Source organism: Legionella sp. (genome assembly GCF_047605385.1).
GTDB lineage: Bacteria > Pseudomonadota > Gammaproteobacteria > Legionellales > Legionellaceae > Legionella.
In genome coordinates this window covers 1-9989 of the sequence record NZ_JASGFU010000081.1, presented here as the reverse complement: position 1 = coordinate 9989, position 9989 = coordinate 1, and the positions used below count along the sequence as shown (strand labels likewise).

The window sequence follows — 9989 nt, the reverse complement described above, 5'->3', positions numbered from 1 at the left end:
GCGGTGGAGAGGGGAAGCCCGGTGAGCTCAATTAAATACCTGGGGAGTTACTAAATTATTTGGTATTCATATTTCCATCTAACATTTTTGCTGCAACCAAGGCATCAGGCTGCCCTGCGTTTGCCGCGGCAGTGATCCAAAACCAAGCCTTTTTCCGATCTTCCACTACACCTTTGCCGTAATAGTACATATAACCCACGGCGTATTGTGCATCTGCTTGTCCTTTTTTAGCTAATGGCTTTAAACGCACAAAGGCTGTGCGGTACTCTTCAACACGAAAGCTATCAATTCCTTCACGCAAATTTGCTTTGTCAGAAATAAAACAGGCAACCAGCCCAGGAATAAAGAGCACAACCAAAAATAATCGCAATAAATAGTTCATCAATTTTATTCCTCTTTCAAGGGCTCTGGTATAGGCTCAAAAGTTAATTCATTTTTCGGTAAACTTAAACTTTCTAAAGCTCCGTGGTGCTCAACAAGCACACCACCAGTCATAATTTTTTTAATCACCGCATCTCCAGGAATGGTATCCCCAATGCTATATGTTTTTTCCTCACCATTAGCTGCACGAATAATTACTTGCGAATCATCAATTTTATCCGCAAATAAAATGCCTACCAATGTAACATTTAACATGGATTTTTTAACACTGTTTTCGTTTAAATCATTGGAAACATACATTCCAAATAATGACGATTTTAACACAGCATCAAAAGAATTAGACTGCGCAACAATAGGAATATTATTGGCTTCAGATGCTACTGGAACTGGAGAAATGCGTAAAGAAAAACATTCCATAATAATCAGCACAGAAAATAGAATAATCAACACCCAACTAATCCATTGGGCGTATTTTGCTGACAATAAATAATGCAGATCTAATTTCATGCTCCAAATACCCTTACTATACTTTTTTCAAAAGCCACTCTATTCTCTCTGAATTTAGTACAAATTGATACCTTGCCTACACAAAGAACCACCACTAGAATATCTCACATACCCTCTTGTCGACTAGATAAAAATATAAGGAATGTATCTTTATGAAAAAAAATCACTTTGACACACGTGCAATTCATGCTGGCCAAGAGTCTTGTCCTAGCACAGGTGCTGTCATGACTCCTATTTATGCGACTTCAACTTACAAACAAAGTGCCCCTGGTGTTCATTTAGGGTATGAATACTCGCGTACCCATAATCCCACCCGTGCTGCCTATGAGGGATGTATTGCCAGCTTGGAAGGAGGGCAACGCGGATTTGCTTTTGCCTCAGGCATGGCTGCAATCAATACTGTTATTGACCTATTAAATGCAGGCGATCATGTCATTGCCATGGATGATCTGTACGGGGGGTCATTTCGTCTATTTGATAAGGTAAAAACGCGTACATCTAATTTATCTTTCTCTTTTGTCGACATGACTGATGTCCACAATATTGAAGCAGCCATTACACCAAAAACACGCATGATTTGGGTAGAAACACCCTCAAATCCTATGCTTAAGTTAGCCAATTTACGTGAAATAGCTGCTATTTCCAAGCACCATAAATTAATTAGTGTGGTTGACAATACTTTTGCAACACCATGGATTCAACGCCCACTTGAATTGGATTTTGATATAGTAGTACATTCTGCAACTAAATATTTAAACGGCCATTCAGATGTCATCAATGGTATTGTTGTTGTTGGGAATAATACAGAACTTGCAGAGAATTTGGCCTTTTTACAAAATTCATGTGGTGGCATCGCAGGGCCTTTTGATAGCTTTTTAGTATTAAGAAGTTTAAAAACTTTATCCCTACGCATGGAGCGTCATTGTAAAAATGCGCAACACTTGGCAAGCTGGCTTAATGCACATCCTAAAGTAAAAAAAGTAATTTACCCAGGATTACCCAACCACCCTCAACATCAATTAGCCAAAGAACAAATGCATGCATTTGGTGGCATGATTTCCATAGTGATTGATGGTGGCTTAGAAGAAGCCAAGCGCTTTTTGTCGCGCTGTGAATTATTTACCTTGGCTGAAAGTTTGGGGGGAGTTGAAAGTTTAATTGAACATCCAGCGATCATGACACATGCTTCTATTCCTGCAAAACAACGCAAAGCCTTGGGTATTGAAGATGGTTTTATTCGTCTGTCAGTAGGCATTGAGCATGTAGAAGATTTACAAGCTGATTTACAACAAGCCCTTATGGGGGCCTATTAATAGGAAAAAATACATGCACACATTACAAACCATCATTGAGCAAGCCTTTGGACAGCACCAAACGTTATCAATGAATACTGCTACTTCCGAATTATTTGCTGCGGTCAATGAAGTACTATCTTGCTTAGACAGTGGGCAATTACGTGTTGCAGAAAAAATAAACCATGAGTGGGTGGTTCATCAGTGGATCAAAAAAGCGGTTCTGTTATCTTTTAAATTATTCCCTAACCAAATTGTGGATGCTGGTTTTTGCCAGTTCTACGATAAAGTACCTCTTAAATACAATGGTTACACTGACGAACAATTCCAGCACACAGGTGTGCGTGTAGTGCCACATGCTATGGTGCGCAAGGGCGCTTATGTCGCTAAAAACAGTGTTTTAATGCCTTCTTATGTGAACATTGGCGCTTATATCGATGAAGGAGTCATGGTTGATACCTGGGCTACTGTAGGTTCATGTGCACAAATTGGTAAAAACGTTCATCTGTCCGGTGGTGTGGGTATTGGTGGTGTTTTAGAACCTTTACAAGCTAATCCCACCATTATTGAAGATAATTGTTTTATTGGTGCTCGTTCTGAGGTGGTTGAAGGTGTTATTGTTGAGCGCAATTGCGTATTATCCATGGGGGTATATCTTGGACAAAGTACTAAAATCTATAACCGCATGACTGGTGAAATTACCTATGGTCGGGTTCCTGCTGGTTCTGTTGTAGTATCGGGAACTCTACCTAGTGAAGATAAAAGTCACAGCCTTTATTGTGCAGTAATCGTTAAACAAGTCGATGAAAAAACACGGGCTAAAATCAGCATCAATGAATTACTCAGAGAAAATTAAGATGAGTGAAATAAAAAATCTACTATCAGAACTCGTTAGCTTTCCATCGATTACACCTGATGATGCTGGCTGCCAGGAGTTTATGATTCAATATTTACAAGATATTGGCTTTAGCTGCCAACGGTTGAACCATGGCCCAGTCTCTAATTTTTTTGCCAACTATGGGAAATCTGGACCTTTATTGGTTTTTACGGGTCATACTGACGTTGTGCCTGTAGGAGATGCAACTAAATGGCTGACTGATCCATTTCTCATGGAAGAAAAAAATGACCTACTCTATGGACGTGGGGTAGCTGATATGAAAGGTAGTTTAGCATGTATGCTACTGATGGCAAAACGCTTTATTCAGACTTACCCTACTTTTCCTGGCCAATTAGGCTTTTTGATTACCAGTGGAGAAGAAGGTGATGATTATGATCTAGGCACTCCCTATATTATGGAGCAATTGCATAAGCAAGGCATACACATTGATTATTGTGTTGTTGGAGAACCTTCCAGCACCACACATGTGGGAGATGTCATTAAGATTGGCAGACGTGGTTCACTAAATGCAAAAATCAAACTGCAAGGAAAACAAGGTCATGTCGCTTATCCGCACTTAGCCGATAACCCTATTCATAAGATGGGTTCTGCTTTGGCGAAATTAACATCCATAGTCTGGGATAAAGGCAATGCTTATTTTCCACCAACTTCCATGCAAATTACTTACATCAATTCTGGTGGTGCAGCCTCTAATATTATCCCTGGAGAATTAGTCTTGCACTTAAATTTCAGATATTCAACCGAGCAAACTCAAAATTTATTGAAAAAGCGGGTGATGGATGTATTTAGCGAATATAAGCTTCAGCCCGAAATCCAATGGCGTTTAAGTGGTGAACCATTTTTAACAGCCCAAGGGCATCTCTTAGAAAGTGCACAGCAAGCAGTAATTGAGCAAAGTGGTTTTACTCCAGAATTATCTACCAGTGGCGGTACTTCAGATGGGCGTTTTATTGCTCCCTATGGTGTTGAAGTGATTGAACTAGGACCAGTTAATGCCACTATTCACCAAGTTAATGAATGTGTTTCATTAGCTAGTTTGCATCAATTAGAGTCCCAGTATTTCTCAATTTGTCAAAAACTATTACTTGGACAAAAATAGTTCTATACTATAAAAAGCAATTAAATGAATGCTCATGGGATTGCTTTTAAGCTCAATAAATCAATATAGGGAGATAAATATGATGAGCAACGGTTGCAAATTAAACCCCGTAGGTTTAGGACTTGCTTTTGGCGTACTGTGGGGCGTGTGCATATTACTATTGGGTCTGCTTGCCAGTTATTATGCTTATGGGCACGACTTTGTAATATCCATGGGACACTTATATCCTGGATATACTCCTTCTATCAAAGGCAGTATTTTAGGGGCGATCATTGCGTTTATTGATGCGTTCATTATGGGATTTTTAATTGGTTGGTTATACAACCTATTTACTGGCTGCGCTTGTGCTTGCTGTGTCAAAGATAAAGAAAAAATAAAGAAGAAAGAAGTGAAATAATATCCAGGTTTAATCAGGGGCGGAGCCTTAATCGCTCTCCTCCCCTTAATCAATAAGGTAACTCAACAACAGATCCTAGTGATTTTATTTATAGCCTGAGTATTATCAATTTCTATACTTTGCAAATACTCAACTATGTTTAAATGGCCATGCTGTTTAGCAATCTCAACTAAATTCTTGCTCAAATCTGCTTTATATTTTACTAAATACTTAACCATTTCTAACTTATTATTACTTATAGCTAACAATAGAGGTGTGTTTCCTAGCTGGTCTTTTTCATTAATACATGCGCCGTGGTTAATTAAATAATCTACTATACCAATATTCCCTTCATACGCAGCTACTTGTAAAGGAGTAAAGCCATTATCATCAATATCTGCAATATCAGCCCCTGACTCTACCAAACATCTTACTATTTCAAGATGGCCACGCTTAGTAGCTATCGATAAAGCGGAGATATCTCCTTCAATTGATTTTGCATTTATTTTTGCGCCTTTTTCGATTAAAAATTTAACAATATCATAATATCCACCCTCGGCCGCTACATAAAGTGAAGATTTACTAAACTTATAATAGTCAATATTAGCTCCTTTATTTAGACAAAGTTGAACTTTTAATAAGTTACCCTGCGAAACAGCATCCAGTAATGCATCATCCATTAGTTCACGACATAATGTGTTATTCAACAATGACGCATCAAGCAATATAGAGTTATCAAATTTAAAATCATAATGTGCCGTTGTAATATCATAATTATTTTTTATGTTCTCAATATATAAGCCATTTTTACTATCCATACAAATGATAACGTCACCATAAAAGCCATGATTAATTCTGTTTAAGTTAACATAATCAGAAATAATAATTTGTATATCAGGCTGATTTTTTTCTATTTCGGAAACAATTGGAGAGTTTTCTAGAGATTGTTCTAAACAAATAGTTAGCGCAACTTTTATTTCTTTATCATTTTTAAATTTAATTTTTTGCACTGAATTATTTAATTGTCCAACCAAAAAGACAGTTTTTTGTTTAATATGGTTCTGGGTTGGATCGAATCTATTTTTTTCCATGAAATCTACATTCTTATCGCGTTTAGTAATTTTTTTATCGGATGTATCTTCATTATTATCATCCGAATTTGATAATAAAATATACGCAGTATTTTCTTTCCCTTCAATTTCTTGCAAATCAGATTCTAATATAGATGTAATATATTTAACTTCATCAGCGCAATATTTTTCATTGGGAAATAAGTTATAAAACGCTAAACTTTTTTTAATTCTTTCACGAGCTTTCTGATCGGTTTTTCTTAATTTGTAATGATCAAAACTACCTGGTATCAGCATAATTTTATATTTATTTTTTTTATTTAGTTCAGCTTGCAATCTATCAAGAATAACAACTCTATTTTTTGATTCGATAGGGAATGGAGTGAACGCATTTTCTGGTAAAACTATAATATTAAGTTGATTGGTATCGTCCGGCACAGATTGAATTACTTTGCATATTAAATCTAATAATTCATCAACCTGTCGTCGTTTTAAGGAATCATCAAAGAAGTCAAAACACTCACTTCTTCTTGGTGCTTTGATTCCAATAACATGAATTTTTTGGAGCTTTTTTTCTTCCACGAAGAATTTAAAACGTTTCCCTAGTTGATTTAAATGATTATCATCTATTTTAGTCTTAGGCATACTAACCACCTGTTCATATATTAAACATTGTACATTTTTTTACAAAAAAGGTCAATGATATATCATCCGCGATTTGCCTCATAATACATGTTACTGAAAGAAAAAAGGACATTACAATGAGAAGCTTTCGATGGAAACTTTATTTAGAAACCATAAATAAAAAATACAAAACTACTACTTGAAGCCAAAGAATGAACTATGGGAGGAGCCTTGTGTTGTTAGTGGATATCCTAAAGAACATACAATACACTATTTCTCTCAAAATATATTTTATTACGAAATATAGTATTTCATATTAAAATGCTATATTATTTTTATTTTGGAGGAAATATGGGCATAGTAAAAATTTCTGATGAGTTGCACGAAGCAACTAAGCTGATGGCAAGAGCAATGAGTCGCTCAATTAATTCTCAAGCGGAATATTGGATTAGAATAGGAAAACTGGCAGAAGAAAACCCATCAATTACTTATTCTGAAATTCTTAAAATTTTAGTAAATCAAGCATCACTAGGAGAAATACGCGATGTTAGTGAAGACCTCTGAAGAAATAGAAAAAATGCGAGTAGCTGGTAATTTAGCTGCATCCGTACTTCAAATGATAGAATCTTATGTGATTGAAGGTACAAGCACCAAGGAGCTTGAACGAATTTGTCGTCAGTATATTCTCGAGGATTTAAGAGCCATTCCCTCAACGTTAAACCATTATGGGTTTCCCGCATGTATTTGCACGTCCATAAATCATGTGGTCTGTCATGGCATACCTTCCGATAAAAAACTTAAAAATGGCGATATTATTAATATCGATGTGACTGTACAAAAAGATGGTTATATTGGGGATACAAGCAAAATGTTTCTCGTTGGCAATGTAAAGCCTTTTGCTAAAAAATTAGTAGAAGTGACACAAGAATGCCTATATAAAGCTATTTCAATAGTGCGCCCTGGGATTCATCTCGGCGATCTGGGAAGCCTAATCCAAAAACATGCAGAACAACATGGATATTCAGTAGTACGGGAGTATGGTGGTCATGGTATCGGTAGATCAATGTGGGAAGAACCTCACATTACGCATTTTGGCAAACCAAATACCGGATTACCATTACAAACTGGCATGACTTTTACTATTGAGCCGATGCTCAATATGGGTAGTAAAGAAATCAAAACTTTAGGAGATGGTTGGACTGTTGTCACAAAAGATCACAAATTATCTGCACAATGGGAACATACAATTTTAGTAACCGATAATGGATATGAGGTACTTACCTTAAGACCAGATGAACAACTATAGATATCTATCTTATTAAGGTAATTTGCAGCGGGAAAGCCAAATAAGGTCACGCCACTTAATGTAAATGACGTTTATACCCATAAATTTTTTCATAGGTTTCTTCAATTAATAGATTAATTGAATAATGTCGCCAGCGATTGTATTCAATACTTCCTGCAGTAAATTCAATAGGATGATTCATATCAATTAATGATAATTTTCTTTGGAACCGATGGATCACTTTAGTAAATTGCTCTTTACCCATGCCAGAACATAAAACACAGAACTTATCCCCTCCTAAACGCGCAACAGCATCGGTATGACGGAAATTTTTCAATAATTGCTGAGCAAACACCTGTAATACTTTATTTCCTTCCTCTTGCCCATAATGGGTATTAATTGAGTTTAAATGATTTATATCGAAATAAATCAGCAAAACATTTTTATCAAATTTATTACAGTGTTTGATGATTTGTTTCCCAATAGAAATAAATCCTTCGCGATTAGATATTTGCGTTAATTCATCAATTGTAGATTGACGCTGTTCTGCAAATTCTGATTCTATTATCTCTGCCAGCTCCTTAATAACATTTAAGTCAAATTGATTAAAATCATGTAGTTTATGGTCCATTAAACCTAAAATCCCTATATTAAATTGTTCTTTCACTTGCAAAGGGCAACCCAAGTAATAACGAATATCAGGTGCACTAATCACTAAAGGATTATTCTTAAAGCGTTCATCACATAATGTATCTGGGACGATCATAATGTCTTTTTGTAAAATAGCATAGGCACCAAAAGAAATATCTCTAGGTATTTCATGAAATTGCCATCCCTTGTTTGATTTATACCATTCTCGTTCCTTATCAATAAAAGAAACAGAAACAATAGGAACATCAAACAAATGCTGCACAACCCGAGTGATGCGATCAAAACGCTCTTCTAACTGAGTATCCATAATGTGAAGGTTATGAAGCACCTGTAATCTTTCGGCTTCATTTTTAGGTTTTTGTGGTCTAATCATTTTAACTCCAGAAAAGTATTTGAAGCATTAACTTTTGAAGTTATTAATAATTATAGCAGAATTTTGAATGGGACAAATTATGGACAATAAATGAAAAATAAGGCCAATAATTCAAATTAAGCCAATTCATTAGAATTAACAGCGCTTACGTTTGACTTTTATTTTTAAATGATTAATTATTGTCACAGGATTTATATTATACTCAGTCTTGGAGAAGAGTCGCGCTACCTCATGAAAGATTCCGGGACGTCCCAGCCCCAAAATCGACTTGCCAACGCGCGAGGCTAAGAGCCGCGACTAGCACGTTTGCTCTGAACGAGCAAAGCGTATACCTGCCTACGCGCTTCAGCCTTCCTTGGCATGCAGCGTAGGTATTCCTAGATTTTATTATAAACACTGACTAAGATTAATAAAAAAATAAAGTGTTTTTAATCAAGACACTTTTAATCAATGCATTTAAAACGGCATGGGAACATTCATGGAAAAAGAACAAGAATCATTCAGTTGCTACGTCATTGGAAATGAGTCGCTCACCATCCATTGCGCTTCCATTTTACTTGAAAAAAAACATCATGTATTAGGGATCATTTCCTCATCCACTCAAATCAAAGAGTGGTGTCAAGAACATCACATCAAGTTTATGAGTAACATAAATGAATTAGACACGCCCTGTGATTACTTATTCAGCATTGTTAATGAGATCATTCTTCCTGAATCGGTTCTTCATATGCCCAAAAGATATGCAATTAATTACCATAACTCCCCATTACCTAAGTACGCAGGATTATATGCCACCTCGTGGGCTATCCTGAACCATGAAACAGAACACGCCATAAGCTGGCATATTATTGAACAAGAAATCGATGCGGGTGATCTTGTGAAACAATGCTTTTTTCCTATCGAGGCACACGATACCGCATTAAGTCTCAATTTAAAATGCTATGAGACAGCCAGCTCATCGTTTCGTGTTCTAATTGATGAGCTGGCATCCAAAACAGAACATCGAATGCGGCAAGACCTGGCCCGTCGCTCGTATTACGGATTAAAAAACAAACCAAAACATCTTGGCTTTATTTCCTGGCAGTCGACATCAGAAGAACTAGATTATCTATGTCGCGCGCGCTCATTCGGTGCGTACCGTAACGAATTAGCAACACCTAAACTCATTATCAATGACCGATTATACCTCATCACGGCACATCGTAAATTGCAGGTAACCTCTAAAGGAGCACCTGGAACCATAATCCACTTATCTAAAAATGAAGTACAAATTACCACGCGCACAACCGATATTGCTCTGATTGAAGTAATGGATAGTGAAAAAACAAGTTTTGATATGGAACATTGGAGCACGCTTTGCTCACTGTCCGTAGGTCAAGTCCTGAACGATCCCGTCAAATTTTTGCACAATCATAATTTTCCCAGTCTAAGGC

The 9989-nt window shown here is 36.6% G+C and carries 11 protein-coding genes; 7 read left to right on the top strand and 4 right to left on the bottom strand.

Annotated elements, in window-relative coordinates:
• Window positions 1–55 precede the first annotated feature (55 nt).
• Together QM652_RS12805 and QM652_RS12800 are read right to left on the bottom strand one after the other, a co-directional pair.
• Window positions 56–382: a sel1 repeat family protein gene (locus tag QM652_RS12805; protein ID WP_415076425.1), complete on the bottom strand. Its 327-nt coding sequence runs from the start codon at window positions 380–382 to the stop codon at window positions 56–58.
• A 5-nt stretch (window positions 383–387) separates the two neighbouring features.
• A complete protein-coding gene (locus QM652_RS12800) occupies window positions 388–888 on the bottom strand; it encodes a type II secretion system protein N (protein ID WP_415076423.1) in 501 nt (166 codons plus the stop codon).
• A 152-nt stretch (window positions 889–1040) separates the two neighbouring features.
• Here QM652_RS12800 and QM652_RS12795 point away from each other — a divergent pair, with 152 nt between their 5' ends.
• The 4 genes from QM652_RS12795 (at window position 1041) to QM652_RS12780 (ending at window position 4574) form a co-directional block, all read left to right on the top strand.
• A complete protein-coding gene (locus tag QM652_RS12795) occupies window positions 1041–2201 on the top strand; it encodes a trans-sulfuration enzyme family protein (RefSeq protein ID WP_415076421.1) in 1161 nt (386 codons plus the stop codon).
• Window positions 2202–2214: 13 nt separating this feature from the next.
• Entirely contained in the window at window positions 2215–3036 is an 822-nt protein-coding gene (gene dapD / locus QM652_RS12790) for a 2,3,4,5-tetrahydropyridine-2,6-dicarboxylate N-succinyltransferase (RefSeq protein WP_415076419.1), read from the top strand.
• Between the two features lies 1 nt (window position 3037).
• On the top strand, window positions 3038–4177 hold the full coding sequence (gene dapE / locus QM652_RS12785) for a succinyl-diaminopimelate desuccinylase (protein WP_415076418.1): 1140 nt from the start codon (window positions 3038–3040) through the stop codon (window positions 4175–4177).
• 82 nt (window positions 4178–4259) lie between these two features.
• Window positions 4260–4574 (top strand): bacteriophage holin, encoded by a 315-nt coding sequence (locus QM652_RS12780; RefSeq protein WP_415076427.1) that lies wholly within the window; start codon window positions 4260–4262, stop codon window positions 4572–4574.
• A gap of 62 nt (window positions 4575–4636) precedes the next feature.
• Here QM652_RS12780 and QM652_RS12775 read toward each other — a convergent pair whose 3' ends face one another.
• Window positions 4637–6268 (bottom strand): ankyrin repeat domain-containing protein, encoded by a 1632-nt coding sequence (locus tag QM652_RS12775; RefSeq protein WP_415076417.1) that lies wholly within the window; start codon window positions 6266–6268, stop codon window positions 4637–4639.
• Window positions 6269–6598: 330 nt separating this feature from the next.
• Here QM652_RS12775 and QM652_RS12770 point away from each other — a divergent pair, with 330 nt between their 5' ends.
• On the top strand, window positions 6599–6811 hold the full coding sequence (locus QM652_RS12770; RefSeq protein WP_415076415.1) for a ParD-like family protein: 213 nt from the start codon (window positions 6599–6601) through the stop codon (window positions 6809–6811).
• Window positions 6792–7553, top strand: a complete 762-nt coding sequence (map, locus tag QM652_RS12765; RefSeq protein ID WP_415076413.1) for a type I methionyl aminopeptidase — start codon at window positions 6792–6794, stop codon at window positions 7551–7553. Before QM652_RS12770 ends, map begins: the two co-directional genes overlap by 20 nt.
• A 55-nt stretch (window positions 7554–7608) precedes the next feature.
• Here the strand turns inward: map and QM652_RS12760 are convergent, their stop codons facing one another.
• Entirely contained in the window at window positions 7609–8556 is a 948-nt protein-coding gene (locus QM652_RS12760) for a sensor domain-containing diguanylate cyclase (protein ID WP_415076411.1), read from the bottom strand.
• Between the two features lie 478 nt (window positions 8557–9034).
• On the opposite strand from QM652_RS12760, the gene QM652_RS12755 reads away from it, so the two are divergent.
• Window positions 9035–9989, top strand: a 955-nt coding sequence (locus tag QM652_RS12755; protein WP_415076409.1) for a formyltransferase family protein, incomplete at its 3' end; no start/stop codon positions are given.